Annotated in this window: 25 protein-coding genes and 2 riboswitches; of the genes, 14 read left to right on the top strand and 11 right to left on the bottom strand. The window is 71.6% G+C overall.

Features of this window, described 5'->3' with window-relative positions:
- Positions 1-7 precede the first annotated feature (7 nt).
- Complete coding sequence (locus IH25_RS0124635; protein WP_030614581.1) at positions 8-931, bottom strand: AraC family transcriptional regulator; 924 nt, start codon at positions 929-931, stop codon at positions 8-10.
- 104 nt (positions 932-1,035) lie between these two features.
- Here IH25_RS0124635 and IH25_RS0124630 point away from each other — a divergent pair, with 104 nt between their 5' ends.
- Both IH25_RS0124630 and IH25_RS0124625 read left to right on the top strand, forming a co-directional pair.
- Entirely contained in the window at positions 1,036-2,028 is a 993-nt protein-coding gene (locus IH25_RS0124630) for a zinc-dependent alcohol dehydrogenase family protein (protein WP_030614579.1), read from the top strand.
- A 115-nt stretch (positions 2,029-2,143) separates the two neighbouring features.
- A complete protein-coding gene (locus IH25_RS0124625) occupies positions 2,144-2,806 on the top strand; it encodes an NADPH-dependent F420 reductase (RefSeq protein ID WP_030614572.1) in 663 nt (220 codons plus the stop codon).
- A gap of 40 nt (positions 2,807-2,846) precedes the next feature.
- On the opposite strand, the gene IH25_RS0124620 is transcribed toward IH25_RS0124625, so the two are convergent.
- The 8 genes from IH25_RS0124620 to gcvT all read right to left on the bottom strand — a co-directional run bounded on the left by IH25_RS0124620 (position 2,847) and on the right by gcvT (position 10,510).
- Positions 2,847-3,398 carry a glycoside hydrolase family 25 protein gene (locus IH25_RS0124620; protein WP_030614570.1) on the bottom strand — a complete coding sequence of 184 codons (552 nt, stop codon included), beginning with the start codon at positions 3,396-3,398 and terminating at the stop codon, positions 2,847-2,849.
- Between the two features lie 37 nt (positions 3,399-3,435).
- Positions 3,436-4,467 (bottom strand): phosphatidylinositol-specific phospholipase C domain-containing protein, encoded by a 1,032-nt coding sequence (locus IH25_RS0124615; RefSeq protein WP_030614568.1) that lies wholly within the window; start codon positions 4,465-4,467, stop codon positions 3,436-3,438.
- Positions 4,468-4,520: 53 nt separating this feature from the next.
- Positions 4,521-5,663 carry a WD40 repeat domain-containing protein gene (locus IH25_RS0124610; RefSeq protein WP_157847004.1) on the bottom strand — a complete coding sequence of 381 codons (1,143 nt, stop codon included), beginning with the start codon at positions 5,661-5,663 and terminating at the stop codon, positions 4,521-4,523.
- Complete coding sequence (locus IH25_RS0124605; protein WP_030614562.1) at positions 5,650-6,057, bottom strand: hypothetical protein; 408 nt, start codon at positions 6,055-6,057, stop codon at positions 5,650-5,652. Before IH25_RS0124605 ends, IH25_RS0124610 begins: the two co-directional genes overlap by 14 nt.
- A 70-nt stretch (positions 6,058-6,127) precedes the next feature.
- Positions 6,128-7,495: an L-serine ammonia-lyase gene (locus IH25_RS0124600; RefSeq protein WP_030614559.1), complete on the bottom strand. Its 1,368-nt coding sequence runs from the start codon at positions 7,493-7,495 to the stop codon at positions 6,128-6,130.
- 103 nt (positions 7,496-7,598) lie between these two features.
- A complete protein-coding gene (gene glyA, locus IH25_RS0124595) occupies positions 7,599-8,864 on the bottom strand; it encodes a serine hydroxymethyltransferase (RefSeq protein ID WP_030614556.1) in 1,266 nt (421 codons plus the stop codon).
- Positions 8,865-8,868: 4 nt separating this feature from the next.
- Positions 8,869-9,255, bottom strand: coding sequence for a glycine cleavage system protein GcvH (gene gcvH, locus IH25_RS0124590; protein ID WP_030614552.1), 387 nt, complete (start codon positions 9,253-9,255; stop codon positions 8,869-8,871).
- 136 nt (positions 9,256-9,391) lie between these two features.
- The gene (gene gcvT, locus IH25_RS0124585) at positions 9,392-10,510 is read right to left on the bottom strand and encodes a glycine cleavage system aminomethyltransferase GcvT (RefSeq protein ID WP_030614549.1); all 1,119 of its coding nucleotides are present in this window, start codon (positions 10,508-10,510) and stop codon (positions 9,392-9,394) included.
- Positions 10,511-10,551: 41 nt separating this feature from the next.
- A riboswitch (glycine riboswitch) is annotated at positions 10,552-10,665 on the bottom strand.
- Positions 10,666-10,770: riboswitch (glycine riboswitch) on the bottom strand. It lies immediately after the preceding riboswitch.
- 177 nt (positions 10,771-10,947) lie between these two features.
- Between gcvT and IH25_RS0124580 the strand changes: the two genes are divergently transcribed.
- From IH25_RS0124580 to IH25_RS39755, 10 genes are all read left to right on the top strand, one after another.
- On the top strand, positions 10,948-11,616 hold the full coding sequence (locus IH25_RS0124580; protein ID WP_030614546.1) for an AAA family ATPase: 669 nt from the start codon (positions 10,948-10,950) through the stop codon (positions 11,614-11,616).
- Between the two features lie 66 nt (positions 11,617-11,682).
- On the top strand, positions 11,683-12,462 hold the full coding sequence (locus tag IH25_RS0124575) for an enhanced serine sensitivity protein SseB (protein ID WP_030614543.1): 780 nt from the start codon (positions 11,683-11,685) through the stop codon (positions 12,460-12,462).
- Positions 12,463-12,568: 106 nt separating this feature from the next.
- Entirely contained in the window at positions 12,569-13,426 is an 858-nt protein-coding gene (locus IH25_RS0124570) for an enhanced serine sensitivity protein SseB C-terminal domain-containing protein (protein ID WP_107058453.1), read from the top strand.
- A 349-nt stretch (positions 13,427-13,775) separates the two neighbouring features.
- The gene (locus tag IH25_RS0124565) at positions 13,776-14,774 is read left to right on the top strand and encodes an ABC transporter permease (RefSeq protein ID WP_030614538.1); all 999 of its coding nucleotides are present in this window, start codon (positions 13,776-13,778) and stop codon (positions 14,772-14,774) included.
- 56 nt (positions 14,775-14,830) lie between these two features.
- Positions 14,831-16,579 (top strand): ABC transporter substrate-binding protein, encoded by a 1,749-nt coding sequence (locus tag IH25_RS0124560; RefSeq protein WP_455431023.1) that lies wholly within the window; start codon positions 14,831-14,833, stop codon positions 16,577-16,579.
- A 72-nt stretch (positions 16,580-16,651) separates the two neighbouring features.
- On the top strand, positions 16,652-17,659 hold the full coding sequence (locus tag IH25_RS0124555; protein WP_030614531.1) for an ABC transporter permease: 1,008 nt from the start codon (positions 16,652-16,654) through the stop codon (positions 17,657-17,659).
- The gene (locus IH25_RS0124550) at positions 17,656-18,747 is read left to right on the top strand and encodes an ABC transporter ATP-binding protein (protein ID WP_030614528.1); all 1,092 of its coding nucleotides are present in this window, start codon (positions 17,656-17,658) and stop codon (positions 18,745-18,747) included. The genes IH25_RS0124555 and IH25_RS0124550 overlap by 4 nt, the downstream gene beginning before the upstream one ends.
- Positions 18,744-20,282 carry a dipeptide ABC transporter ATP-binding protein gene (locus IH25_RS0124545; protein ID WP_051754099.1) on the top strand — a complete coding sequence of 513 codons (1,539 nt, stop codon included), beginning with the start codon at positions 18,744-18,746 and terminating at the stop codon, positions 20,280-20,282. The genes IH25_RS0124550 and IH25_RS0124545 overlap by 4 nt, the downstream gene beginning before the upstream one ends.
- A 99-nt stretch (positions 20,283-20,381) precedes the next feature.
- Positions 20,382-21,773, top strand: coding sequence for a M1 family metallopeptidase (locus IH25_RS0124540; protein WP_030614521.1), 1,392 nt, complete (start codon positions 20,382-20,384; stop codon positions 21,771-21,773).
- A gap of 46 nt (positions 21,774-21,819) precedes the next feature.
- Positions 21,820-22,479, top strand: a complete 660-nt coding sequence (locus tag IH25_RS39755; protein ID WP_078844390.1) for a trimeric intracellular cation channel family protein — start codon at positions 21,820-21,822, stop codon at positions 22,477-22,479.
- Here IH25_RS39755 and IH25_RS0124525 read toward each other — a convergent pair.
- Positions 22,388-23,638, bottom strand: a complete 1,251-nt coding sequence (locus tag IH25_RS0124525; RefSeq protein ID WP_030614514.1) for an alpha/beta hydrolase — start codon at positions 23,636-23,638, stop codon at positions 22,388-22,390. The genes IH25_RS39755 and IH25_RS0124525 overlap by 92 nt on opposite strands.
- A gap of 148 nt (positions 23,639-23,786) precedes the next feature.
- Here IH25_RS0124525 and IH25_RS0124520 point away from each other — a divergent pair, with 148 nt between their 5' ends.
- On the top strand, positions 23,787-24,647 hold the full coding sequence (locus tag IH25_RS0124520) for a thioesterase family protein (protein ID WP_030614511.1): 861 nt from the start codon (positions 23,787-23,789) through the stop codon (positions 24,645-24,647).
- Here IH25_RS0124520 and IH25_RS0124515 read toward each other — a convergent pair.
- Entirely contained in the window at positions 24,634-25,215 is a 582-nt protein-coding gene (locus IH25_RS0124515; protein ID WP_030614508.1) for a TIGR03086 family metal-binding protein, read from the bottom strand. The two genes, IH25_RS0124520 and IH25_RS0124515, sit on opposite strands and share 14 nt — an antisense overlap.
- Before the next feature lie 163 nt (positions 25,216-25,378).
- On the opposite strand from IH25_RS0124515, the gene IH25_RS0124510 reads away from it, so the two are divergent.
- The gene (locus IH25_RS0124510) at positions 25,379-26,356 is read left to right on the top strand and encodes a helix-turn-helix transcriptional regulator (protein WP_030614505.1); all 978 of its coding nucleotides are present in this window, start codon (positions 25,379-25,381) and stop codon (positions 26,354-26,356) included.
- Positions 26,357-26,407: the final 51 nt, after the last annotated feature.

Below are 26,407 nucleotides of genomic sequence, written 5' to 3'. Positions count from 1 at the left end.
CGTCCGCTCACCCCGCCGCGGCCGCCCGGCGGTGCCGGCCCGGGGACACCCCGTACTCCCGCTTGAACGCCTTGGCGAAGGCGAACTCCGAGGTGTAGCCGGTGCGTTCGGCTATCTCGCGCAGGGAGAGGCCCTCGTCGCGCAGCAGCCGGTCGGCCGTGGTCATCCGCCACCAGGTCAGATACGTCAGCGGCGGCTCGCCCACCAGCTCCGTGAACCGGCGGGCGAACGCCGCGCGGGACAGCCCGCCCTCCAGGCCCAGCCGGGCCACCGTCCAGGGGCGGGCCGGGTCGGCGTGGATCGCGCGCAGCGCCGCCGCGACCGCCGGGTCGGCCAGCGCCGCCGCCCAGCCCCGCACCCGGCCCGCCGCGTATTCGCTCTCCCACCAGGCCCGCAGGATGTACAGCAGCAGGGTGTCCAGCAGTGAGGTGACGATCGCGTCGGTGCCCGGCCGCTGCTCCTCCAGCTCCATCCCGAGCAGTTCGACCGCCGCCCGCAGCGAGCGGTGGCCGCCCACCCGGGCGGGCAGGTGCACCACCTCGGGCAGCTCCGCCAGCAGCCGGTGTGAGCGCTCCCGGTCCAGCCGGTAGGTCCCGCACAGGGTGATGGTGTCCGGGCAGCCCTCGCCCGCCACCTCGGGCGGGCCGTCCCAGGTGCCGTCGGGCAGCAGCCGGGCGTCCCGCAGCGGCACGTCGAGATTGCTCGCCAGCCCGTGCCCCTGCCCGTGCGCGAGGAAGACGACATCGCCCGGTGCCAGCGCCACCGGCTCGGCGTCCCGGGGGAGCAGCCAGGCCGAGCCGCGCAGGATCACATGGAACCCGGCCTCGTCGGAGTCCCCCCAGCGCAGGCCCCAGGGGGCGTACTTGTAGCGGCGCGCCGAGTGCGGCCGGCCGGTGCGCATGGCGGCGACGACATCGCTCAGCACGTCCATGCGGCGACCCTAGCCGCCGGGGTCCACCGGTGGAAGACGATCGGACAGGAAACCGAGACCGAGGGACATGGAACGTCTCCCCGGGCCCCCGTAGCGTCGACGGCATGCCAACCACCGCACGTTCAGTGCTTTTTCATGAAATCGGCGGCCCCGACGTCTTCACCGTCGAGGAGACCGTCCTGCCCGCTCCCGGCCCGGACGAGGTCCTGGTGCGCATCGAGGCGCTGGGCCTCAACCGCGCCGAGGCGATGCTCCGTTCCGGCACGTACTTCTACCAGCCGACGCTGCCCGGCGCCCGCAACGGCTACGAGGCGGCCGGTGTGGTCACGGCGGCCGGCCCGGAGGTGACCGCCTTCGCGCCGGGCGACCTCGTGCTGTCGGCGGCCAACTTCCGCCTCGACACCCACGGCGTGTACGGCGACCACGTCCTGCTGCCGCAGTCCGCTCTGGTCCCCCGCCCGGCCGGCCTCGACGCGGTCACCGCCGCGGCCGTCTGGCTCACCTACACCACGGCCTACGGCGCCCTGGTCGAGCGCGGCCGGCTGGCGGCCGGACAGCGGGTGCTGATCACCGGAGCGTCCAGCGGGGTCGGTACCGCCGCGATCCAGGTGGCCCGGCGGGCCGGGGCGGTGCCGATCGCCACCACCCGCACCGCCGACAAGCGGCAGGCGCTGCTCGACCTCGGCGCCGAGCACGTCGTCGTCACCGGGCGCGAGGAGGTGACCGAGGCGACCCGGAGGCTGACCGGCGGCCGGGGCGCCGACATCGTCCTGGACGCGATCGGCGGGCCGTACCTGCGGGAACTGGGCCCGGCAGCGGCCGAGGACGCCCTGTTCATCAGCTACGGCTGGCTGTCCGAGCGCCCCACGGAACTGCCCATGCAGTGGCCGCTGACCGTCCACGGCTACAACAACCTCATCCTCACCGGCAGCCCGGAAGGCCGCCGGCGCGCCGCCCGCTACCTCGCCGCGGGCCTGGCCGACGGCAGCCTCCGCCCGGTGATCGGGGAGGTCTTCGACGGCCTGGAGCGCATGGCGGACGCCCACCGGCTGATGGAGTCCAACACCCACACGGGCAAGATCGTCGTACGGGTCTGAGGGCGCCCGACGGTCGCTGTCCTCGGCGGTCCGGCGGCCGGAATAGGGCGGCCGCCCGCACGGTTGACCAGGACGACAGAAGATGCACATGCATTAAATAGTCGGAAGGTCGGCCATGAAGATCGGCATCATCGGCGCGGGGAACATCGGCGGCAACCTCACCCGGCGGCTCACCGCCCTCGGCCATGACGTCTCCGTCGCCAACTCCCGCGGCCCCGAGACGCTGAAGGACCTGGCGCAGGAGACCGGCGCGACCCCGGTGCGCGCCGAGGAAGCGGCCGAGGGCGCCGAGGTCGTCGTCGTCACCGTCCCCCTGAAGGCGGTCCCGGGCCTGTCCGCGGGCCTGCTGGACGGGGCGGCCGAGGGGGTCGCGGTGATCGACACGAACAACTACTACCCCAAGCAGCGCGACGGCCGGATCGACGCCATCGAGGACGGGGGCCTGACCGAGAGCCGCTGGGTCGAACAGCACCTCGGCCACCCCGTGATCAAGGCGTTCAACGGCACCTACGCCCAGGACATCCTGGACCGCCCGCTGCCCGCCGGTCACCCCGACCGCATGGCGCTGCCCGTCGCCGGGGACGACGAGGCCGCCAAGGCGAAGGTGCGGGCCCTGATCGACGAACTCGGCTTCGACACGGTCGACGCCGGCGGCATCGACGACTCCTGGCGCCAGCAGCCGGACACCCCGGTCTACGGCCTGCGGGCCGGCGTGGACGCGGTGCGGAAGGCCCTGCGCGAGGCGTCCCCGCAGCGCCCGGCGGACTTCCGGTACTGAGAGGTACCCGGAGGCACCGGGAGAGCCCGCCGCCCGGCAGCTAGGGCGTGGCCCAGTCGCGCAGGTCGTCCCTGTCCGTGAAATGGGCCACGTTCTTGTCGTGGGGCTCGCTGGTGTACTGGTGGAACCGCCACTTGGCCTTGATCCGGGGCTTGCCCGCGGCGACGTAGTCGGCGATCCACAGCCCGTCCCCGGCGTAGGACGTGGTGTCGATGTTCAGCCAGAAGTGGCGGTTGCAGTAGAGCACGACCCGGTTGTCCGGCCGCAGGTCCTTCAGCTTGCGGATGAAGCGGTCCTTCTCCGCGTTGCTGGCGTGGGTCCCCTCGCCGGTGTTCTCCCAGTCGACGGCGAGGACGTCGCCGGGGCGGTCCGGGGCGTGGCGCAGGAAGTACTCGGCCTGGGCGGTGATGTGGCCCGGCCACAGGAAGTGGTAGAAGCCGACGACCAGGCCCGCGTCGCGCCCCCGCTTGGTCTGGGCGGCGAGCCTGGGGTTGACGTACGAACGGCCCTCCGTCGCCTTGATGAAGACGAAGGAGAGGCCGTCCGTGGCATAGGAGGACTGGAAGGCGCTGACGTCGATGCCATGGAGCATGCAGGGGTTGTGCCCTGTGCGCCCGTGGCCGGAACATTCAGCCCCGGGTCGTCACCGAACCGAGTACGGACGCGGACTTCGCCGACCAGTCCGAAGTGATCAGGCTCGCATGGCCCTTGGCCAACAGCGCCAGCCGGGCGGCGACTTCGGCGTCCGTGGGGGTGGTGGAGGAGATCGCCGGGGACACGTTGTGGGCGTCGGTGGCGATCAGGATGTAGTGGTTCGCGGAGTAGAACGAGGTGTCGTACCCGTTGTTGACGTAGGTCGCCGCGTCGCCGTCGAAGAACACGAACCAGGGGCGGATCGAGGCGTCGTAGCGGCTGGTGCGCGGGTCGCCGTTCGCCGCGCCCAGCACGGCGGGGAAGGCCTGGGCAGCGGAGATGTTCCCGGCCGCGGACAGGTCGCGCAGATGGTCGCCGTACTCCTCGTCCGTCCAGTAGCTGTCGAACGGGTTGGCCTGCTCCACCGTGCCGGGGATCAGGTCGAAGAGGAACTTGCCCTTCAGCGCGTCCCGGGCCGGCCAGGCGTCGGCCTTCGCCGCCGCGTCCAGCGTGGCGTAGGTGCCGCCGAGCAGATCCGCCGGTTTGTAGACGTCACCGCCCAGCTTCTGTGCGACGAGCGTGTCGAACTCGTCCGGACCCATGCCCGCCTTGTCGTTGAAGCCGACCTTCATCTCCACCTTGACGACGATCGGCGGATGGTCGGGGTGGAGCCGGTTCCAGGCGGCCATGTTGTCCAGACAGCTGCCGAGGTCCTGGTTACGGCTCTTGCCGTACAGCTCGCTCGGCGTCTTGGCGGCCTCGCAGTTGTTGTCGTTGCCCAGCGGGTTGCCGTGGCTGACCCGCCAGCGGTGGCTGACGCTGTCGACGTACACGTCCAGCTCCAGCAGCGAGGCCCCGGAGTCCAATGCCTGCGCGAAGTACGGGTACTTGTCCTTCTCGTACGCGTTGTGCGTGCCGATGGCCGTCGTCTGGGAGAACTTCGGTGACGCCGCCTGGGCGTTCACCGGCGCCACCGCCAGCACCGCGGCGGCCCCCGCGAGCGCCACCAGCCGTATCACACCACGCATAACCGAACTCCCCTTCGCCGACGCCGAGTTGGCGGCAGCCTAGGGCTGATCGGTTACCGCGTGGTAGCCCCTGGAGGAACATCGGCCTCCATAACCGGCGAGCGCCACCACAGGCTCGCCGTTCCATCGGCCCCCACGGTGGCCACCAGCCGGGCGTCCGGGCTGAAGGCGAGCGCGGTGACGGGCTCGGCCCCGTCCCCGAGCGGACGGCCCAGCGGGCGCGGACGCGCGCGGTCGGTGACGTCCCACAGCCGCACGGTCCGCGCGGAGTCGACGGTCGCCAGCAGCCGGGCGTCGGGACTGAAGGCGAGCGCGGTGGTGCCCCCCTCCGGACCGCCGAAGGCGGGTCCCGCCGCCTCGGGGTGCCGGGGATCCGACACGTCCCACAGCCGCACCGCCCCCTCGGCGCCGGCGACGGCGAGGGTGCGGCCGTCGGCGGAGAACTGGGCGGCGGCGACCGCCTGGCGCAGCCGGCTCAGGGTGGTCAGCCGCAGCGGCCGTCCGGTGTCCAGGCGCAGCTCCGCCAGCCGGGCGGAGCCGGTCGTGCCCGAGTCGGCGAAGACGACCCGGTCCCGGTCCGCCGCCACCGCCTTCACCTCCATCGGGGCACCGTCGACGGACCACCGGGTCACTCCCGAGCCGACGGCGAGCGCCCGCACGTCCGCCCCCCCGGCCGCCACCAGCGTGCTCCCGTCGGGACTCGTCGTCGCGGCCGTCACCCGGCGCACGCCCGCCTGGACCGGGACCCGCTTCGGATGCCCGGGATCCGCCACGTCCCAGGTGCTGGCCGCGGACCGGGTGACCGTCACCAGCAGCCGCCCGTCCGGGGTGAACGCCAGCGCCTCGGCCCGCCCGCGCGGACCGAGCCGGCCGGCCGCGGTCAGCCTCCAGTGCTCCGGGCCGGGCGCCTGGGCCTGCCCCGGCGTCAGCTCCCGCCAGGGTCCGGGCAGCACGGCGGCGGCCGTCAGGCACGTCAGGGCGGCCAGCCAGGCGGTGAGCAGCCCCGGAAACCACCGGCCCCGGGACCCCAGCCGGTGCCGCGCCGGGACCGGCGCCGTCGCCACCGGCACCGGGCGCGTCCCCAGGGCGGCGATCAGCCGCGTGCCGGGGCCCGCGCGCCGCACCGGCCGCAGGTCGGCAGGGCGCGCGGCCAGCGCCAGCACCAAACGGCCGAGCGCGCTGTCAGCTCGCAGCACTGGACCCCCTCGGCTGCGACAGCGCCTCTTCGGCATCCGCGCCGGCCTGCCGGGCGGTGGGCAGCGGGGGCTCGGGCTGCTGACCCGCGCCCGCGCCGGTGATCGGGATCGCCTGGAAGAACTTCGCCACGACCAGCGGGGTGGTCACCCCCACGGCGAACGCGGCGGTCGCGTTCGGCAGCTGACCGGAGTTCCCCAGCGCCGCGGTGAGACCGAACCCGGCGAACAGCCGCAGCCCGATGGCCACCAGCATCACCGGCCGGTCGGCACGGGTGCGCCAGGGCCAGCGCCACCGGCTGCGCGGACCCGCCGGACGCATCAGCGCCGAGAGGTTGAGCGCTTCGGCCACACTGCTGCCGAGCAGTCCCCACAGCGCGGGGTACAGGTCGATCACGCTAGGGATCGTAGCGCTGAGTGACGCGAAAAAAGCTATTTGCGACGGTGTGGTCGGAAATCGTACCGGTTCAGCACTCGATGATGTTCACCGCGAGCCCGCCCCGGGCCGTCTCCTTGTACTTCACGCTCATGTCGGCGCCGGTGTCCTTCATGGTCTTGATGACCTTGTCCAGGGACACCTTGTGGGAGCCGTCGCCGCGCATCGCCATCTTGGCGGCCGTGACCGCCTTCACCGCGGCCATGCCGTTGCGCTCGATGCACGGGATCTGGACCAGGCCGCCGACCGGGTCGCAGGTCAGGCCCAGGTTGTGCTCCATGCCGATCTCGGCCGCGTTCTCCACCTGCTCGGGGGAGCCGCCGAGCACCTCGGCGAGCGCGCCCGCCGCCATGGAGCAGGCGGAGCCCACCTCGCCCTGGCAGCCGACCTCGGCACCGGAGATGGAGGCGTTCTCCTTGAAGAGCATGCCGATCGCGCCGGCGGCGAGCAGGAAGCGGACCACGCCGTCCTCGTCCGCGCCCGGCACGAAGTTGATGTAGTAGTGCAGCACCGCCGGGATGATGCCGGCCGCGCCGTTGGTGGGGGCCGTCACCACCCGTCCGCCGGCCGCGTTCTCCTCGTTCACGGCCATGGCGTAGAGCGTGATCCACTCCATGGCGTGCGCCAGCGGGTCGCCCTCGGCGCGCAGCTGCCGGGCCGAGACGGCCGCACGGCGGCGCACTTTCAGCCCGCCGGGCAGGATTCCCTCCCGGGACATGCCGCGCTGGACGCACTCGCGCATCACCCGCCAGATCTCCAGCAGGCCCGCGCGGATCTCCTCCTCGGTGCGCCAGGCCCGCTCGTTCTCCAGCATCAGCGAGGAGATCGACAGGCCCGTCTCCTTCGTCAGGCGCAGCAGCTCGTCACCCGTGCGGAACGGGTACTTCAGCACCGTGTCGTCCAGCACGATCCGGTCCGCGCCCACCGCGTCCTCGTCCACCACGAAACCGCCGCCGACCGAGTAGTACGTCTTCGTCAGCACCTCGGCGCCCGAGGCGTCGTACGCCCACAGGGTCATGCCGTTCGCGTGGTACGGCAGCGCCTTGCGGCGGTGCAGGACCAGGTCGTCGTCGTAGGAGAACGGGATCTCGTGCGTGCCGAGCAGCGCGATCCGGCCCGCCTGGCGGATCCTCTCCACCCGCTCGTCGGCCGTCTCCACGTCCACCGTGCGCGGCGAGGCGCCCTCCAGGCCGAGCAGCACCGCCTTCGGGGTGCCGTGCCCGTGGCCGGTCGCGCCGAGCGAGCCGTACAGCTCGCAGCGCAGGGAGGCGACGGAGCCGAGCAGGTCCTCGTTGCGCAGCCGGCGGGCGAACATGCGCGCCGCGCGCATCGGGCCGACCGTGTGGGAGCTGGACGGGCCGATGCCGATCGAGAACAGGTCGAAGACCGAGATGGCCACGGAGGACTCCTCAATACGGGGTGGTGCGAAAGGGGCGGTACAGGGGCGCGGGCACCGCGCACGCCGGTACTTCCAGTGTGCGCGGTGCCCCGCGAAACGTGACTTACTTGCTCAGACCCGGGTACAGCGGGTGCTTGTCGGCGAGCGCCTGGACGCGCGCCTTGAGCGCCTCGGCGTCGTACGACGGCTTGAGCGTCTCGGCGATCACGTCCGCGACCTCGGCGAAGTCCTCGGCCGCGAAACCGCGCGTGGCCAGCGCCGGGGTGCCGATGCGCAGGCCCGAGGTGACCATCGGCGGGCGCGGGTCGTTCGGGACGGCGTTGCGGTTGACCGTGATGCCGACCTCGTGCAGCCGGTCCTCGGCCTGCTGCCCGTCCAGCTCGCTCTCGCGCAGGTCCACCAGGATCAGGTGCACGTCCGTACCGCCGGACAGCACGTTCACCCCGGCCTCGCGGACGTCGGCGGCGGTCAGCCGCTCGGCGAGGATGCGGGCGCCCTCCACCGTACGGCGCTGGCGCTCCTTGAAGTCCTCGCCCGCCGCGACCTTGAAGGACACCGCCTTGGCCGCGATCACGTGCTCCAGCGGACCGCCCTGGAAGCCCGGGAAGACGGAGGAGTTCAGCTTCTTCGCGAAGTCCTTCTTCGCGAGGATGATGCCGCCGCGCGGGCCGCCGAGCGTCTTGTGGGTCGTGGAGGTGACCACGTCGGCGTACTCCACCGGGTTCGGGTGCAGACCGGCGGCGACCAGGCCGGCGAAGTGCGCCATGTCGACCCACAGGTACGCGCCGGTCTCGTCGGCGATCCGGCGGAACTCCGCGAAGTCCAGCTGCCGGGGGTACGCCGACCAGCCCGCGATGATCACCTTGGGCCGGTGCTCCTTGGCGAGCCGCTCCACCTCGGCCATGTCGACCAGGCCGGTCTCGGCGTCCACGTGGTAGGCGACCACGTCGAACTGCTTGCCGGAGAAGTTCAGCCGCATGCCGTGGGTCAGGTGGCCGCCGTGCGCCAGGTCCAGGCCGAGGATGGTGTCCCCGGGCTGGGCCAGCGCGAACAGGGCCGCCTGGTTCGCGGAGGCGCCGGAGTGGGGCTGCACATTGGCGTACTCGGCGCCGAACAGCTCCTTGACCCGGTCGATGGCGATCTGCTCGGCCACGTCGACGTGCTCGCAGCCGCCGTAGTAGCGACGGCCCGGGTAGCCCTCGGCGTACTTGTTGGTGAGGACCGAACCCTGCGCCTCCATGACCGCGAGCGGCGCGAAGTTCTCGGAGGCGATCATCTCCAGCGTCGACTGCTGGCGGCTCAGCTCGGCGTCGACCGCGGCGGCGATCTCCGGGTCCAGCTCGTGCAGGGGCGTGTTCAGGACAGTCATGGGGCTACGACTCCTCGCCGGTGCTGAAGGCGGTGTACTCGTCGGCGGAGAGCAGCTCGGCCGGCTCCTCCGTGACGCGGACCTTGAACAGCCAGCCGCCCTCGAAGGGGGCCGAGTTCACCAGCGACGGGTCGTTCACGACGTCCTCGTTGACCTCGGTGACCTCACCGGTGACCGGCGAGTACAGGTCGGAGACCGACTTCGTGGACTCCAGCTCGCCGCAGGACTCGCCCGCGGTCACCGTGGAACCGACCTCGGGGAGCTGGACGAAGACGACATCGCCGAGCGCGTTGGCCGCGTGCTCCGTGATGCCGACCGTCGAGACGCCGCCCTCGGCGTCCGACAGCCACTCGTGCTCCTTGCTGTAGCGCAGCTGCTGGGGGTTGCTCATGGCCTGAATTCTCCTGTACGCGCGGGAGTGATGGTGACGGGGGGACTGGGGAAACCGCTGGTGAGCGGGCGAATGTGCGCAGGGTCACGCGCCGCCCCGGGACCGGCGTCCGGGCCGGCGGGAGCGCGCCCGGCGGTTACTTCTGGCGCTTGTAGAACGGCAGCGCCACGACCTGGTACGGCTCGTGGGTGCCCCGGATGTCCACGCCGACGCCCTCGGTGCCCGGCGCGGCGTGCGCCGCGTCGACGTAGGCCATGGCGATCGGCTTGCCCAGGGTGGGGGAGGGGGCGCCGGAGGTGACCTCGCCGACGACCTCGCCGCCGGCCACCACGGCGTACCCGGCGCGCGGCACCCGGCGGCCCTCGGCGACCAGGCCGACGAGCACCCGCGGCGGGTTCTGCCCGGCCCGCTCGGCGGCCTCGGTGAGCGCCTCGCGGCCCACGAAGTCGCCCTCCTTCTCGAACTTGACCACGCGGCCCAGCCCGGCGTCGAAGGGGGTCAGGGAGGTGCTCAGCTCGTGCCCGTACAGCGGCATGCCCGCCTCCAGGCGCAGGGTGTCCCGGCAGGACAGCCCGCACGGGACCAGTCCGACGCCCTCGCCGGCCTCGGTGAGCGCCTGCCACAGGCCGACGGCGTGCTCCGGCTTCACGAACAGCTCGAAGCCGTCCTCGCCGGTGTAACCGGTGCGGGCGATCAGCGCCGGGACGCCGGCGACCGTGCCGGGCAGCCCGGCGTAGTACTTCAGGCCGTCCAGGTCGGCGTCGGTGAGGGACTTCAGGATGCCGGGGGACTCCGGGCCCTGCACGGCGATCAGGGCGTAGGCGTCCCGGTCGTCGCGGACCTCGGCGGCGAAGCCGGCCGCGCGCTCGGTGAGGGCGTCCAGCACCACCTGGGCGTTGGAGGCGTTGGCCACGACCATGTACTCGGTCTCGGCCAGCCGGTAGACGATCAGGTCGTCCAGGATGCCGCCGTCGGCCTGGCAGATCATGGTGTAGCGGGCGCGGCCGACGCCGACGGAGGCGATGTTGCCGACCAGGGCGAAGTTCAGGAACGCGGCGGCCTCGGCGCCGGTCACGGTGATCTCGCCCATGTGGGAGAGGTCGAACAGCCCGGCCCGGGTGCGCACGGCGAGGTGCTCGTCGCGCTCGGAGCCGTAGCGCAGGGGCATGTCCCAGCCGGCGAAGTCGGTCATCGTCGCGCCCAGCGAGCGGTGCACGGCGTCGAGCGCGGTATGACGGGGTTCGGTACTGCTCATCGGTCGGTCGTCTCCCAGGGCAAAGGACGGGCGAGGAACGTTCCTCCCCATCTGTCATCGGAACCTGAGAGGTTCGCCGCCACCGCCACGAGGACGATCACGGCTTGCACCTTGGGTGGAGCCGCCGGCGACGGCGGCCCGCTTTTCAGATGTGCCTCGCCCGCGCGGTAACGGGGCCTGAGAGATTCAAGGGAGGGACTTGCTCCTTCGGCGCCCCAGGCGGCCCCGAGGGGGCCCGGGAACTCTCCCGCGCGGATTCAAACGGCCGGTATGCAGTTGGCGGGCTCATCATTGCACGCCACACCCCGGCCATCCAGAGCCCGCCGGCTGTGACCGACCTGTGGCCGTACGCACACGAACCGCCGACCCTTCTCCATTACCTTCCCTTTACATAGAACGGGCAGAGGATTGACCGAGCCCTCGGGAGGACGATCACGGTGAACAGGACCTCGGCCTACGCCGCCCACGCCGGCCTGACGGTGCCGGGACAGCCCTCCCCGGCGGTCCGCGAGCGCGGCGCGGACCGCCCCGCGCCGGTCGTCCGCGATCTGCGCGACCGGGCCGGCCGCAGCCCGCACGCCCTGCTCTTCGGCCCCCGGGACGTGGTCGTCGTCACCGGCCTGCCCGGCAGCGGCAAGTCCACCCTGATGCACCGCGCGGTCACCGGGCGCCGCGTCGACTCCCAGGACACCCGGGACCGCTGGCAGGCCCGCGTCCCCGGCTTCCTGCCGTACGCGCTCTACCGCCCCCTGGTCCGCCTCGCCCACTACGCCGGACTGCGCCGGGCCCTGCGCACCGGGGAGGGGCTCGTCGTGCACGACTGCGGCACCCAGCCGTGGGTGCGCGCCTGGCTGGCCCGCGAAGCCCGGCGCCGGGGCGGCACCCTGCACCTGCTCCTGCTCGACGTCAGCCCCGAGACGGCCCGCCAGGGCCAGCGCGAGCGCGGCCGGGGCGTCTCCCGCTACGCCTTCCGCCGCCACCGCCGCGCCACCGCCCGGCTGCTGCGCGCGGTGGAGCGGGGGGAGCTGCCGGGCGGCTGCGGCGCGGCGGTGCTGCTGGACCGGGACGCGGCGGACGTCCTCGCCCGCGTCGGCTTCACTCGGTGAGGCGCTGTCGGTGCCACCCGCTAGCCTTCATGGTCACAGCAGTGGTTCCCAGCAGGCGGTAGGCACATGGACTTCCCGGCGGACTTCCCGGCACAGGCGCACCCGCACCCGCACGGCGGTTGGCCCGGCAACGAGCTGGAGGAGGTGTTGTCGGCCTCCCTTGGCATCCCCGCGGCGGGCGGCCGGATCGTCGAGGTCCTCGGCCGCAGCTTCCTGTGGATCCCGCTGCCGGGCGGCGGGGGCCCGGACAGCGGCCCGCTGGACCTGCCGACGCTCGACATCGACGGCCAGGCGTACGTCCCGGTGTTCAGCTCCGAGGAACAGTTCCGCCAGGTGGCCGGCTCCCACATGGCGTACACCATCGCCCCGGCGGTGGAGTTCGCCCGCGGCCTGCCCCCGCAGGTGGGCATCGTCGTCAACCCCGAGGGCGTGGTGGGCATACCGCTGCCGCCCCAGGCCGTGGCCGAGCTGTGCCGGGTGGGCCGCACCCCGCTGGACGGCCCCAACTCCGGCGGCCGGGTCCGCCTCTTCGAGCCCGACTGGCAGGACGACCCGGTGGACTTCCTCGCCGCCGCCTCCGCCGAGTTCGCCGAGACCGGCGTGGTCCTCACCGCCCGCCGCTGCCTGGCCGCCGTCGAGACGGCCGACCCGGCGATGTTCGTGGGCGTCGAACTCTCCCAGTGGGAAGGCGATCTGCGCGCCCTCCCCCTCCAGGCCCTGGGCAAGGCCCTGGCCAAGGTCCCCGTCGACTGGCCGGTCAACCTGGTCCTGCTGGACGTGACGGACGACCCGGTGGCGACGTGGCTGAAGGCGAACGTCCGCCCGTTCTACACATACGCCCACTGAAACGCGCCCCAAAGGGGCGCGGGGAACTGCGCGAGCAACCCCCACGCACCCGCACACGCGATCGAACAAAAGGCCCCGAGCTGCTAGGCGCATAAGCTGTTCCCCAATGCCGGGTCACAAAAAAGAAGGGGCACACCAGGTGAGCGCGAGCCACAGCGGCAGCGTCGAGCACATGCTGCGCCAGGTCACGCCCGGACGCTACGACGCCTACGAGGCCTTGCTGCGTGCCCTCGCCACCCCCACCACCGGCCAGATCTTCATGCTCCTGTGGCACGGCCAGGCCGGCGCCCCGGACGCCCAGTACGGGAACATGGAGGTGGACGGCTTCCGCTACGCCCCCTGCGTGACCTCCGCCCAGGAGCTGTCGGCCAGTGGCTGGAACCGTTCCTACGAGGTGGCCGACGGCCTGGACGTGGCCCGCACCCTCTACCCCGACCACTACGGCCTCTGGCTCAACCCGCACGCGCCGGGCGGCGGTGTCGGCGTCCCCTGGCCGGACCTGCGCCGCATCGCCACCGGCCTGGACCGGCAGCCCGCCGGCCCGCTGCGGCTGTCCGAGCCCGGCATCGAGATCCCGCAGTTCTACGCCCTGCTCGCGCAGAACGCGCACCGCACGCCCGCGCTGCGTTCGCTGCGCCGCGCCTGGGTGCAGCCCGCGCTCGGGGCGCCCTACCTCGCCATCGGCCTGGACGTGTACGACACCTCGCCCGCCGCGGTCGACTCGGTGCGTGCGATGATGCAGCAGTCCATCGGCGCGGTCCCGGAGGGCCTGCCGGTCTCGACGGTCGCCATGACCGACGACCACGACCCGGTGGTGATGTGGATGCGGGCCAACGCGCGCCCCTTCTACGACCGCGAGGCGCACGCCCCGGCGTCCCCGCCGCAGCCCCCGCTCCAGGTGCCGGCCCCGCCGCAGGCCCCGGCCGGCGGATACGGCTATCCGCCGGCGCACGGCGGCTACTGACCAACGACAGGCGACGGCAGGTTTGTTGACCGGCCCGCACAATCCACGGCACCGGGACGCTTCTTCGCGCGTAGACATCGGCCGAACCTCCCGAACCGCGTAGATTCGCCCATCTGCCCCAACTGGCCCGCGTCCGAGGGCCGTTACCCACTGTTCGGATAACGGAATCCCCCGCACTGCATCACGGTTGCGCATACTTTCGCCGCCAGCTCTGGCGGGTGATCGCAACGACGCTGAAGACTCGCGACTCAGACACGAGGCCGAGGCCTTGTGATCGATGGCAAGTCGACAAAGCCGCAATCCGCGGCAGGCGCAGGCCGGTCACCACCGGCGAGAGGGGTCGCTCACCGTGACCGCACCGATCGAGACCACCGGGGCGGCAGCCGAGGCGCAGCCGGAGGCTGTGCTGGAGGGTGCCGGTAAGGGGCAGATCGAGGGTCGTTCCCTGGGCCAGATCGCCTGGACCCGGTTCAAGAAGGACAAGGCCGCCGTCGCCGGCGGCGTCATCGTGATCCTGCTGATCCTCCTCGCCGTCCTCTCGCGCCCCATCCAGGCCCTGTTCGGCCTCGACCCCAACGCCTTCCACCAGGACCTGATCACCCCGGACACCTCGCTGCCCACGGGCAGTTGGGGCGGTATGAGCGCGGACCACCCGCTGGGCGTGGACCCGAAGTTCGGCCGGGACATCGCCACCCGCATCCTGGAGGGCTCCTGGGTGTCGCTGGTGGTCGCCTTCGGCGCCACCATCCTGTCCAACGTCATCGGCGCGATCATGGGTGTCGTCGCGGGCTACTACGGCGGGCGGGTGGACTCGATCATCAGCCGGCTGATGGACACCTTCCTCGCCTTCCCCCTCCTGCTCTTCGCGATCGCCATCTCCGCCACCCTCCAGGGCGGTGCCTTCGGCCTCACCGGCCTGCCGCTCCACCTGAGCGTGCTGATCTTCGTCATCGGCTTCTTCAACTGGCCCTATCTGGGCCGGATCGTGCGCGGCCAGACCCTCGCCCTGCGCGAGCGCGAGTTCGTCGACGCGGCCCGGGGCATGGGCGCCAAGGCCCCGTACATCCTGTTCCGGGAACTGATGCCCAACCTGGTCGGCCCGATCACCGTCTACTCGACGCTGCTGATCCCGACCAACATCATCTTCGAGGCGTCGCTGAGCTTCCTCGGCGTCGGCATCCAGCCCCCGCAGGCGTCCTGGGGCGGCATGCTCCGCGAGGCGGTCACCTACTACCAGGTCGACCCCCAGTACATGATCGTCCCCGGACTCGCCATCTTCGTCACCGTGCTGGCGTTCAACCTGCTCGGTGACGGTCTCCGAGACGCTCTCGACCCGCGCAGCCGCTGACGCCTGCCGCGGAGAGCCCGACAAGTTTTCAATCAATGGAGGGGAAAGCGCCCATCATGCGAAGGTCAGCGCTGGCCGCGATCGCGGCCATCGGCTCCGCCAGCCTGTTTCTTTCGGGTTGCAGCAAGGCCGATGACAACACCAACAACGGCACCGAGTCGGCCGGGGCCAACGCCGCGACCAAGGGCGTCGTGAACGTGTCGGACAAGAAGGGCGGCACGGTCACCTACGAGATGTCCGACGTCCCGGACTCCTTCGACCCGGGCAACACGTACTACGCGTACATGTACAACCTCAGCCGGCTGTACGCCCGTCCGCTGATGACCTTCAAGCCCGGTCCCGGCGACGAGGGCAACACCCTGGTCCCGGACCTCGCGGCGAGCAAGGGCCAGCCCAGCGACGGCGGCAAGACCTGGACGTACAAGCTGCGTACGGGCCTGAAGTACGAGGACGGCACGCCGATCACCTCGAAGGACGTCAAGTACGCCGTCGAGCGCTCCAACTTCGCGCGTGACGTGCTCTCCCTCGGCCCGAACTACTTCCAGCAGTTCATGGCCGACGGCGACAAGTACAAGGGCCCGTACAAGGACAAGAACCCCAAGGGGCTGTCCTCCATCGAGACCCCGGACGACACCACGATCGTCTTCCACCTGAAGCAGCCGTTCCAGGAGTTCGACTACCTGGTCGCCACGCCGCAGACGGCCCCGGTCCCGCAGTCCAAGGACACCGGCGTCGACTACGTCAAGCACATCCTGTCCTCCGGCTCCTACAAGTTCCAGAGCTACGAGGACGGCAAGCAGGCCGTGCTCGTGCGCAACGAGAACTGGGACCCGAAGACCGACCCGCTGCGCAAGCAGCTGCCGGACAGGATCGTCATCAAGCTGAAGGTCAACTCGGAGACCATCGACCAGGACGTCATGGCCGGCAACGCCATCGACCTGGCCGGCACCGGCGTCCAGGCCTCCACCCAGGCCGAGGTCCTCACCGACCCCGCCAAGAAGGCCAACACGGACAACACCTACGGTGGCCGTCTCGTCTACCTGGCGATCAACAGCAAGCTGAAGCCGTTCGACAAGCCCGAGTGCCGCAAGGCCGTGCAGTACGCCGTCGACAAGGTCTCGGTGCAGACCGCCGAGGGCGGCCCGGTCCGCGGTGAGGTCGCCTCCACCGTCCTGCCCCCGGACATCCCGGGCTACGCGAAGGCCGACACCTACGCCACCAAGGACAACAAGGGCGACATCGCCAAGGCCAAGGACCTGATGAAGGCCTGCGGCAAGACGTCGATCACGACCAACATCACGGCCCGTTCGGACCGTCAGCAGGAGGTGGACGCCGCCACGGCGATCATCAACTCGCTGAAGAAGATCGGCATCAACGCCAGCCTCAAGCAGTACCCGTCCGGCAAGTACTTCACCGACTACGCGGGTGTGCCGAAGTTCGACGAGAAGCAGAACGTCGGCCTGATGATGATGCAGTGGGGTGCCGACTGGCCCTCCGGCTACGGCTTCCTGCAGCAGATCCTGAACGGCAAGGCGATCAGCCAGTCCGGCAACACCAACCTGTCGCAGTACGACAGCAAGGAAGTCAACGATCTGCTGGGCAAGGCGATCGCCACCCAGGACACCGGCGAGCGCAACAGCCTGTACACCCAGATCGACAAGAAGACCATGGACGACGCCGTCCTCGTCCCGCTGACCTACTTCAAGGTCCTGCTGGGCCGTCCGCAGAACTACACCAACCTGGTTTCCACGGCGGCCTTCAGCGGTCAGTACGACTACCTCAACATCGGCGTCGCGTCGAAGTAGCAGCCCCGGAAGGCAGGTGAAGGCATTGGTGCCCGCGGGTCTCATCCCCCGCGGGCACCAGCGCCGGCCCCCGTGATCTCGTACATCCTCCGCCGGACGTTCGCGGCAGTGATCCTGCTGCTGGTCGTCTCCGCGGTCACCTTCGCCATCTTCTTCCTGCTGCCGCGCATCGCCGGCCAGACGGCGGACCAGCTGGCACAGCAGTACATCGGCAAGAGCCCGTCGAAGGCGGACATCGCCGCGGTCAAGCACAACCTCGGTCTGGACCAGCCCGTCTACGTCCAGTACTGGCACTTCATCAAGGGGATCGTGGCCGGCGCCACGTACGACCTCGGCCCGACCACGGTGCACTGCGACGCCCCGTGCTTCGGCTACTCCTTCAAGAACCACCAGGCGGTCTGGCCGGAGATGACCTCCCGGATCCCGGTCACGGCCTCGCTGGCCGCGGGCGCCGCCGTGCTGTGGCTCATCTCGGGTGTGGTGGTCGGCGTGATCTCCGCGCTGAAGCCCCGCTCGTTCTTCGACCGCCTCTTCATGGGCGTCGCGCTCGCCGGTGTCTCGCTGCCCATGTTCTTCACGGGCAAGCTGGCGCAGCTGCTTTTCACCGTGCAGATCCCGATCTTCGGACGCACCTATGTCCCGCTCACCGAGAACCCGGCGCAGTGGGCCAACACCCTGTTCCTGGCCTGGTGTTCGCTCGCCCTGCTGTACTCCGCCATCTACGCGCGACTGACCCGCTCGGGGATGCTGGAGACGATGAACGAGGACTTCATCCGCACGGCCCGGGCCAAGGGCCTGGTCGAGCGCACAGTGGTGGTCAAGCACGGACTGCGCTCCGCGCTCACCCCGATCGTCACCGTCTTCGGCATGGACCTCGGTCTGCTGCTCGGCGGCGCCGTGATCACCGAGTCCGTGTTCTCGCTGCACGGCATCGGCGAGTACGCGGTGCAGGGCATCACCGACAACGACCTGCCCAAGATCCTCGGCGTGACCCTGCTCGCCGCCTTCTTCGTCGTGATCGCAAACCTTGTGGTGGACGTCCTCTACGCCGCCGCCGACCCGCGGGTGAGGCTCTCGTGACCGAACTCTCCAAGACCGGTGCCGCGGTGGGCGAGCCCGCCGCCGCCCGGCGTTCCGAAGCCTTCCTGGAGGTCCGCGACCTCAAGGTGCACTTCCCGACCGACGACGGCCTGGTCAAGTCCGTCGACGGGGTCAGCTTCTCGCTGGAGAAGGGCAAGACCCTCGCCATCGTGGGCGAGTCCGGCTCCGGCAAGTCGGTGACCTCGCTGGCCATCATGGGCCTGCACCGGCTCGGCGCGCGCGGCAAGAACGTGCGCATGTCCGGCGAGATCTGGCTGGACGGCAAGGAACTGGTCTCCGCCTCCCCGGACGAGGTGCGCAAGCTGCGCGGCCGGGAGATGGCGATGATCTTCCAGGACCCGCTGTCCGCGATGCACCCCTACTACAAGGTCGGCGACCAGATCGTCGAGGCCTACCGGGTGCACCACGACGTCAGCAAGAAGGTCGCCCGCGCCCGGGCCATCGAGATGCTCGACCGGGTCGGCATCCCCGAGCCCGCCAAGCGCGTCGACGGCTACCCGCACGAGTTCTCCGGCGGTATGCGCCAGCGCGCCATGATCGCCATGGCCCTGGTCAACAACCCCGAGCTGCTCATCGCGGACGAGCCGACCACCGCCCTCGACGTGACCGTCCAGGCGCAGATCCTCGACCTGATCCGCGACCTGCAGAAGGAGTTCGGCTCCGCGGTCATCATGATCACCCACGACCTCGGCGTGGTCGCCGAGATCGCCGACGAGGTCCTGGTGATGTACGGCGGCCGGTGCGTGGAGCGAGGACCGGCCGGCGAGGTCTTCGAGCAGCCGCAGCACCCCTACACCTGGGGCCTGCTCGGCTCGATGCCCCGCATCGACCGCGAGACCTCCGAACGGCTCATCCCGGTCAAGGGCCAGCCGCCGAGCCTCATCAACGTCCCCTCGGGCTGCGCCTTCCACCCGCGCTGCCCGTACGCGGACATCCCCAAGGGGAACGTCACCCGCACGGTGCGCCCCGAGCTGGAGCAGGTGAGCACCGGGCACTGGTCCGCCTGTCACCTCCCGACCGAGGACCGCCAGCGGATCTGGACCGAAGAGATTGCGCCGAAGCTGTGAGTGAGACCAAGAAGACGGACGAGGCCGCGATCCCCCAGCAGACGCCGGCTTCCGAGGGCTCGGCGGACCGTGAGGTGCTGCTCAGGGTCGAGGGCCTGACGAAGCACTTCCCGATCAAGAAGGGCATCCTCCAGCGCCAGGTCGGCGCCGTGAAGGCCGTCGACGGCATCGACTTCGAGGTGCGCAAGGGCGAGACCCTCGGCGTGGTCGGCGAGTCGGGCTGCGGCAAGTCGACCATGGGCCGGGTCATCACCCGCCTCCAGGACCCGACCGGCGGGAAGATCACCTTCGAGGGCCAGGACATCACGCGGCTGAGCACCGGGCAGATGCGTCCGCTGCGCCGCGACATCCAGATGATCTTCCAGGACCCGTACGGCTCCCTGAACCCCCGCCACACCATCGGCTCGATCGTCTCGGCGCCCTTCCGGCTCCAGGGCGTGGAACCCGAGGGCGGGGTGAAGAAGGAGGTCCAGCGGCTCCTCTCCCTGGTCGGCCTCAGCCCCGAGCACTACAACCGCTACCCGCACGAGTTCTCCGGCGGTCAGCGCCAGCGCATCGGCATCGCCCGCGCGCTCGCCCTGAAGCCGAAGCTGGTGGTGGCGGACGAGCCGGTCTCCGCGCTGGACGTGTCGATCCAGGCGCAGGTCGTGAACCTGATGGACGACCTCCAGCAGGAACTCGGCCTGACCTATGTGATCATCGCCCACGACCTCTCGGTGGTCCGGCACGTCTCGGACCGGATCGCGGTGATGTACCTCGGCAAGATCGTGGAGCTGGCCGACCGCACCTCGCTGTACGAGGCGCCGATGCACCCGTACACCAAGGCGCTGATGTCGGCGGTGCCGGTGCCGGACCCGAAGCGCCGGGGGCAGAAGAACGAGCGCATCCTGCTGCGCGGCGACGTCCCGTCCCCGATCGCCCCGCCCTCCGGCTGCCGGTTCCACACCCGCTGCTGGAAGGCGACGGAGATCTGCCGGACGACCGAGCCGCAGCTCGTCGAGCTGAGGCCGGGCCAGCGGGTCGCCTGCCACCACCCGGAGAACTTCGCCGACCAGGCGCCGCAGGACACGGTCCTGCTGTCGGCGGCGAAGAAGGCGTCGGAACTGGTCCCGGACGCGGCGCTCTCCGACGGCCCGGCCGAGAAGGAGCCGGTGGCCGAGAAGGCACCGGCGGCGGAGAAGAAGCCGGTGGCGGAGAAGGAGCCGGTGGCCGGGAAGGCACCCGCCACGGAGGACACCGCTTCCGAAGAGGCCCCCGAGGCGGCCGGTTCCGAGGCGTCCACCTCCGAGGCGGCCGGCTCCGAAGACGCTCCCGAGGCGACCGCTTCGGAACCGGCCGAGGCAGCCGCGACCGCCGAAGCCGTCTCCGAGGCCGCCGACACCGCCCCGGCCCCCGAAGCCGCCGAGGCCGCCGCGGCGGCGGAACCGGCCGAGGAGAAGACCGGCCCGGGCGCGAAGTCCACGCCGAAGGCGACCGGGAAGACGACCGGCAAGCCGGCGGCCGGCAGCGGCGCCGAGGAGTCGTCCGACGAGTAGCGCATGACGACTAAGCAAAGTCATGTACATGCCTGAGCGGGAGAGTGCAGAGTCGTCCGTGTCCGACCACTAGATCGGCACGCTCGAAAGGGACGACCCATGGCACTCTCCCGTTCGGCACGTCTCGGAGTCCTCGTCACCGCGGCGGCCTCCTTCCTGGCCATCGCCGCCTCCGCGCCCCCGACCCAGGGCGCCCCCGGCATCGGCGACCCCTACTTCCCCCGGCTCGGCAACGGCGGCTACGACGCCCGCCACTACGACCTGGACGTGGCCTACGCCCCCGACACCGGGCGACTGGACGGCCGTACCACGCTCACCGCGCGCGCCACCCGGACCCTCTCCTCCTTCGACTTGGACCTCCAGAAGCTGGAGATCACGCGGGTGGAGGTGAACGGCAGACGGGCGGAGTTCACCCGGGACGGCGACGAGGTCACCGTCACCCCGCGCCGGGTGCTGCCCAAGGGCCGTGACTTCACCGTCTCCGTCACCTACGGCGGCGTACCCGAGGCCCTCGGCGGACCCATCGTCTTCGGCTCCGACTACGGCTGGATGAAGACCCCCGACGGCGTCTTCGTCGCCTGCGAGCCCAACGCCGCCTCCACCTGGTTCCCGTCCAGCGACCACCCGGCCGACAAGGCCACCTACGACATCCGGATCAAGGCGCCGAAGGGGCTGACCGCGGTCTCCAACGGCCGGCTGGTGTCGACGTACGACAAGGGCGGCTCGACGTACACCCACTGGCGGGAGTCGAAGCCGATGGCGACCTACCTGGCCACCGCCACCATCGGCAAGTTCGACGTGCGCACCGGGCGGACCCCGGGCGGCATCCCGGTGTACGTGGCGATCGACCCCGTGCTGAAGGGCGCGAGCAGCGTCGACGTCTACGGCGTCACCTCCGCCGTCACCGACTACTGGTCGCAGGTCTTCGGGCCGTACCCGTTCGAGGAGACCGGTGCCATCGTGGACGACATGCCGGAGGCCGGGTTCTCGCTGGAGGTGCAGTCCAAGCCCGCGTACTCGGCGGTGCGCAGCGAGACGACGATCGTGCACGAGCTGGCCCACCAGTGGTTCGGCGACTCGGTGAGCGTGGCGCACTGGAACGACATCTGGCTCAACGAGGGCTTCGCCACCTACGCCCAGTGGCTGTGGGCCGAGCACCAGGGCACCCGCTCCGCCCACGACTCCTTCCGCGCCGGATACGACTCCCGGCCCGCCGACTCCTCGTTCTGGCAGGTCGAGCCGGGCGCCCCGGAACGGGACAGCATGTTCGCCTCCGCCGTCTACCAGCGCGGTGCGATGACGCTCCAGATGCTGCGCGAGCGGATCGGCGACCCGGCCTTCTTCCGGCTGCTGCCCACCTGGACCACGCTCCACCGGTACGGCAACGCCTCCACCGCCGACTTCATCCGCCTCGCCGAGCGGGTCAGCGGGCAGCAGCTGGACGACCTCTTCGACACCTGGCTGTTCACACCAGGGAAACCTGCTCTCTGACCTGGCTTTGTAAGGTTCGGGCACCCTGACGGTAGACAATGTCAGGGTGCAGCTCCAGCAACTCTTCAGTCCCTCCGTCCAGCACACGCTCGATGTGATCGGGATCTTCGTGTTCGCGATCTCCGGCGCCCTGCTGGCCGTCCGGAAGAACTTCGACGTGTTCGGCATCGCCGTGCTCGCCGAGGTCACCGCGCTGGGCGGCGGGCTGTTCCGGGACCTGGTCATCGGGGCCGTCCCCCCGGCGGCCTTCACGGACCTGGGGTACTTCGTCACCCCGCTGCTCGCCGCGCTCGTCGTCTTCTTCCTGCACCCGCACGTGGAGCGCATCCAGGCGGCGGTGCTCGTCTTCGACGCGGCCGGCCTCGGCCTGTTCTGCGTCAGCGGAACGACGAAGGCGTACAGCTACGGCCTCGGCCTGACCGCGTCGGCGACGCTGGGCCTGGCCACGGCCGTCGGCGGCGGTGTGCTGCGGGACGTGCTGGCCAACGAGGTGCCCTCGCTGCTGCGCTGGGACCGCGACCTGTACGCGGTCCCGGCGATCGTGGGCTCCGCGATGGTGGTGCTGTGCATCCGCTACGACGTCCTCACCCCGCTCACCAGCGCCTTCGCGGCGCTCACGGCATTCGTGCTGCGCCTGCTCGCGATGCGGTTCCACTGGCGGGCGCCGCGTGCGTGGAACCGGCGCTCGACGGTGACGGAGGAGTAGCGGCCCCGGTGACGGAGGTGTCCCGCCCCTTGGCGGGGCTCTGGCCCAGCTGGAGGGTCAGCCAGCGGAAGACGGTGGTGACCTGCGGGCGCCACAGCGCCATGGTGTGCCCGCCCGCGCTGCGCGGCAGGAAGACCACGCGCACGGTGGTGGGCGCCTCGGCGGCCGACTCCAGCGCCATGCCCGCCTGGTAGCCGTCGCCGGGCTGGCCGGAGAGGTACAGCGCGACCGGCGGTGGGGTGGCCGCCTTGCGCAGCAGCAGGCAGGGGTTGTTCGCGGCGCGCAGGGCCGGGGTCCGGGCGGCGAGGGAGTCGCGTTCGCCGATCGGGTCGTTGTAGCCGGACATGCTCACCGCGGCCCGGTACCGGTCGGGGTGCGCCACGGCCAGCTTGACCGCGCAGTGCGCGCCCGCCGAGTACCCGGCCACCGCCCAGCCGCGCGGGGCGGGCTGGACCCGGAAGTTGTCCTTGACCATCTTGGGCACGTCGATGCTGAGCCAGCTGTCGGCGTTGACCCGGCCGGGGATGTTGGCGCAGCCGGTGTCCACGCCGGGCAGCAGATTGGTGCGCGGGGCGACCAGGACGAACGGCGCCACCCGGCCGTCGCGCATCAGCGGCAGCAGCTGCTCGGCGGCGTGCAGCGAGCCGAACCAGGCCTTCGCCGAGCCCGGGTAGCCCGGCAGCAGCTCCACCACCGGGAACTCGTGGTGCCGGTAGGCCGGGTCGTCGTACTGCGGCGGCAGCCAGACGTAGACCTCGGCGTCCACCCCGGAGACGCGGCCCTTGAGCTGGGTGACGCGCACGGGGCCGGCCGCGCGCATGCCGGGCCCGCCGACGGGCCGGAAGGTCTGCCGGACCCGGGGCAGCCGCCCCACCGGGATGCCTCCGGTGCCGTCCCGGCCGAGGTCGGCGGCCCGCTGCACGTGGTTGCCGGTGCCGAGCAGGTCGCCCCAGGTGTCGTACAGGTTGTTCTGGTTGTTGACCAGCACGAAGACCAGGGTGACGGCCGTGCCCTGGGCGAACAGCAGCATCAGCACGCGGGCCGCCGCCCGCAGCGGTCTGGGCCCGCGCATCCGCGACCACAGCGCCAGCGGCAGTATGAGGGCGACCACGGACAGCACGACGGCGGTGCAGAGGAACGGAGTCCCGGTGAGGCTCATGTCCTCATAGAGGGCAATCCGGGGGAGTGGGTTGTGGACGTGTCCGGACACGTGCCGAGAAATTGCCCGATCGTCACGCGGAGTGCGGGGCACGGGACCGACACAAGAAAAGCTACCGCTTAGTATTTACATGTTGTACCGTTCGCGCATGGCAGAAGCAGCTACCGTCCCCGCCTCGCCGGCCGCGATCGGCGACAGCGAGTTCGACCGCGACACCGCGGTCACCCGGCGCGAGCCCGGCGTCTACGACATCGACCTCTCGGCCGGCTGGACCATCATCAGCGCCGTCAACGGCGGCTATCTGCTGGCCGTGCTCGGCCGGGCGCTCGCGGACACCCTCCCGCACCCGGACCCCTTCTCCATCACCGCCCACTACCTGACCGCCTCGCGGCCCGGCCCGGCGGTCGTCCGTACCGAGACCGTCCGCACCGGCCGCACCCTCTCCACCGGCCAGGCCTCGCTCTTCCAGTACGACGACGAGGGAGGCGAGGTCGAACGCATCCGCGTCCTCGCCTCCTACGGCGACCTCGCCGCCCTCCCCGACGACGTCCGTACGACGGCCACCCCGCCCCCGATCCCGCCGCTGGAGCGGTGCTTCGGCCCCGAGGACGGCCCGGCTCCGATCGACGGCAGCAACGCCATCGCCGACCGGCTGATGATCAAGCTGGACCCGGCCACCACCGGCTGGGCCCTCGGCACCCCCTCCGGCAAGGGCGAGATGCGCGCCTGGTTCGGCCTCGCCGACGGCCGCGACGCCGACCCGCTGTCGCTGCTCCTCGCCGTGGACGCCCTGCCGCCCACCGCCTTCGAGCTGGGTCTGAAGGGCTGGGTGCCGACCGTGGAACTCACCGTCCACGTGCGTCGGCGCCCGGCCCCCGGCCCGCTGCGGATCTCGATCACCACTCGCAACCTGGCCGGCGGCTTCCTGGAGGAGGACGCCGAGGTCTGGGACAGCGCGGACCGGCTGGTCGCGCAGTCCCGCCAGCTGGCCCGGGTCAGGCTCGGCTGAGCGGCACCCGCCCCAGCCAGGCCGCCAGCCGCTCGTAGGCGCCGGCTCCCTCGGGGGCCGGCACCGGCGCGTCGAAGGGGCGGCCCTCCCTGGGCCCCTCGGGCAGCGCCTGCCGCGCGGCGGCCAGCGCGAACTCGGCCGGCTCGGGATCGAGCGCGAGCGGCCGGCCGATCGCCTCCGACAGGTCCCAGGTGTGCGCCACGATCTCCATGACGTACGCCGACAGGGCGGCCCGCCCCGGGATCTCCCCCCACGGCACCGTCACCGACGACGCCATCCGCTCGTCGCTCCGCCACGCCTTCAGCGCCCGCTCCCGGACCTCGTCGTAGGCCTCGGCCCAGCCGTCGTCGGGCACGTCGGGCGCGGTCATCGGCTCGCCCTGCCCCTCACCGGCCTCGCCGACGACGGCGATCCGGCGGGTGCCGCCGACGATGTGGCCGAGCAGCGCGCGCACGTCGTACTCGGTACACGGGGTGGGCGCGGTCAGCTGCTCGGGGCGCACGGTCCGGATCAGCCGGGCCGCCTGGGCGGTGGCGCGGGTGTGCAGCGGGCGGGGATCGGTGGTCATGACCAGGCCTTCCTTCACAGGGGTGGCGGGTGCCCGCGGTGGCGGCGCGGGCGGCTGCGTGCCGGCCCGCCGCACCGGGACGGCTCGGGAGTACGGTCCCGCCGAAACCTGACATCCGCCGTCAGGTTTGCCACGGTCGCCCGCCCGGCGGGACCCTGGCGCCGTGAAGTCCGACCGGCTGCTGTCGATCCTGCTGCTCCTGCAGACCCGGGGCCGGGTGCCCGCGCCCGAACTCGCCGGGCGGCTGGAGGTGTCGGTGCGCACCATCTACCGGGACGTCGAGGCGCTGTCCGCCGCCGGGGTCCCGGTCTACGCCGAGCGCGGCCGGCACGGCGGCATCGGCCTCCTCGCCGGCTTCCGCACCGATGTCACGGGGCTGACCGCCGACGAGTCGCGGGCCCTGTTCGTGCTGGCCGCCCAGGGCGCGCACGCCGCGCTCGGCCTGGACGCGGCCCTCGCCTCGGCCCTGCGCAAGGTCATGGCCGCGCTGCCGGCGCCGCACCGCCCCGCCGCCGAGGTGACCAGCCGCCGGGTCCTGGTCGACGCCACCCGCTGGAACAGCGGCCCGGAGCGGGCCGCCGACCTCGCGGTGCTCCAGGACGCCGTCTTCTCCGACCGGCGGCTGAGGCTGCGCTACCGGCACAGCGGGGAGCGACAGGCGCGCACGTACACCGTCGATCCCTACGGCCTGGTGGCCAAGGCCGGGGTCTGGTACCTGGTCGCCGACCGGCGCGGCCGGCCCCGGCTGTTCCGCGCCGACCGGGTGCGCCGGGCACGGCTGCTGGACGAGCCCGTACGGCGCCGGCCCGGCGTGGAACTCGCCGACGCCTGGGAGGAGTTGCGGCGGCGGGTGGAGGAACGGGAGGCCGGGGTGGAGGTGACCGTGCGGGTCCGGCGCGAGCTGGCCGACATGTTCCGGCGGATGGCCGCCGCCCAGCTGACGGCGGAGCCCGAGGACGACGGCGAGAGCCCGTGGGTCACCGCGCGGCTGGCCTACCCGACACTCCGGGCGGTACGCCAACTCCTCGCCTTCTCCGACCGGGTGGAGGTCCTGGACCCGCCCGAAGCGCGTGCGGAACTGGTGGCGGGGGCGCGTTCGGTGCTGGCGCTGTACGGGGAGGCGGGGCCGGGGGAGGGCTGAGCGGGGCCGTACCGGCGGGCGGGACCGGAAGGGCTGAAGGGCCTGCCGCGC

Origin of the sequence: Streptomyces achromogenes subsp. achromogenes, from assembly GCF_000720835.1 — a bacterium.
GTDB lineage: Bacteria > Actinomycetota > Actinomycetes > Streptomycetales > Streptomycetaceae > Streptomyces > Streptomyces achromogenes.
This window is presented reverse-complemented; position numbering and strand designations above follow the sequence as displayed.

Excerpts from the sequence above, each read along its gene's own strand:
- IH25_RS0124635 (WP_030614581.1), bottom strand. The coding sequence starts at position 931 with ATGGACGTGCTGAGCGATGTCGTCGCCGCCATGCGCACCGGCCGGCCG.
- IH25_RS0124630 (WP_030614579.1), top strand. The coding sequence starts at position 1,036 with ATGCCAACCACCGCACGTTCAGTGCTTTTTCATGAAATCGGCGGCCCC.
- IH25_RS0124625 (WP_030614572.1), top strand. The coding sequence starts at position 2,144 with ATGAAGATCGGCATCATCGGCGCGGGGAACATCGGCGGCAACCTCACC.
- IH25_RS0124620 (WP_030614570.1), bottom strand. The coding sequence starts at position 3,398 with ATGCTCCATGGCATCGACGTCAGCGCCTTCCAGTCCTCCTATGCCACG.
- IH25_RS0124615 (WP_030614568.1), bottom strand. The coding sequence starts at position 4,467 with ATGCGTGGTGTGATACGGCTGGTGGCGCTCGCGGGGGCCGCCGCGGTG.
- glyA (WP_030614556.1), bottom strand. The coding sequence starts at position 8,864 with ATGACTGTCCTGAACACGCCCCTGCACGAGCTGGACCCGGAGATCGCC.
- gcvH (WP_030614552.1), bottom strand. The coding sequence starts at position 9,255 with ATGAGCAACCCCCAGCAGCTGCGCTACAGCAAGGAGCACGAGTGGCTG.
- gcvT (WP_030614549.1), bottom strand. The coding sequence starts at position 10,510 with ATGAGCAGTACCGAACCCCGTCATACCGCGCTCGACGCCGTGCACCGC.
- IH25_RS0124575 (WP_030614543.1), top strand. The coding sequence starts at position 11,683 with ATGGACTTCCCGGCGGACTTCCCGGCACAGGCGCACCCGCACCCGCAC.
- IH25_RS0124570 (WP_107058453.1), top strand. The coding sequence starts at position 12,569 with ATGCCGGGTCACAAAAAAGAAGGGGCACACCAGGTGAGCGCGAGCCAC.
- IH25_RS0124560 (WP_455431023.1), top strand. The coding sequence starts at position 14,831 with ATGCGAAGGTCAGCGCTGGCCGCGATCGCGGCCATCGGCTCCGCCAGC.
- IH25_RS0124540 (WP_030614521.1), top strand. The coding sequence starts at position 20,382 with ATGGCACTCTCCCGTTCGGCACGTCTCGGAGTCCTCGTCACCGCGGCG.
- IH25_RS0124525 (WP_030614514.1), bottom strand. The coding sequence starts at position 23,638 with ATGAGCCTCACCGGGACTCCGTTCCTCTGCACCGCCGTCGTGCTGTCC.
- IH25_RS0124520 (WP_030614511.1), top strand. The coding sequence starts at position 23,787 with ATGGCAGAAGCAGCTACCGTCCCCGCCTCGCCGGCCGCGATCGGCGAC.
- IH25_RS0124515 (WP_030614508.1), bottom strand. The coding sequence starts at position 25,215 with ATGACCACCGATCCCCGCCCGCTGCACACCCGCGCCACCGCCCAGGCG.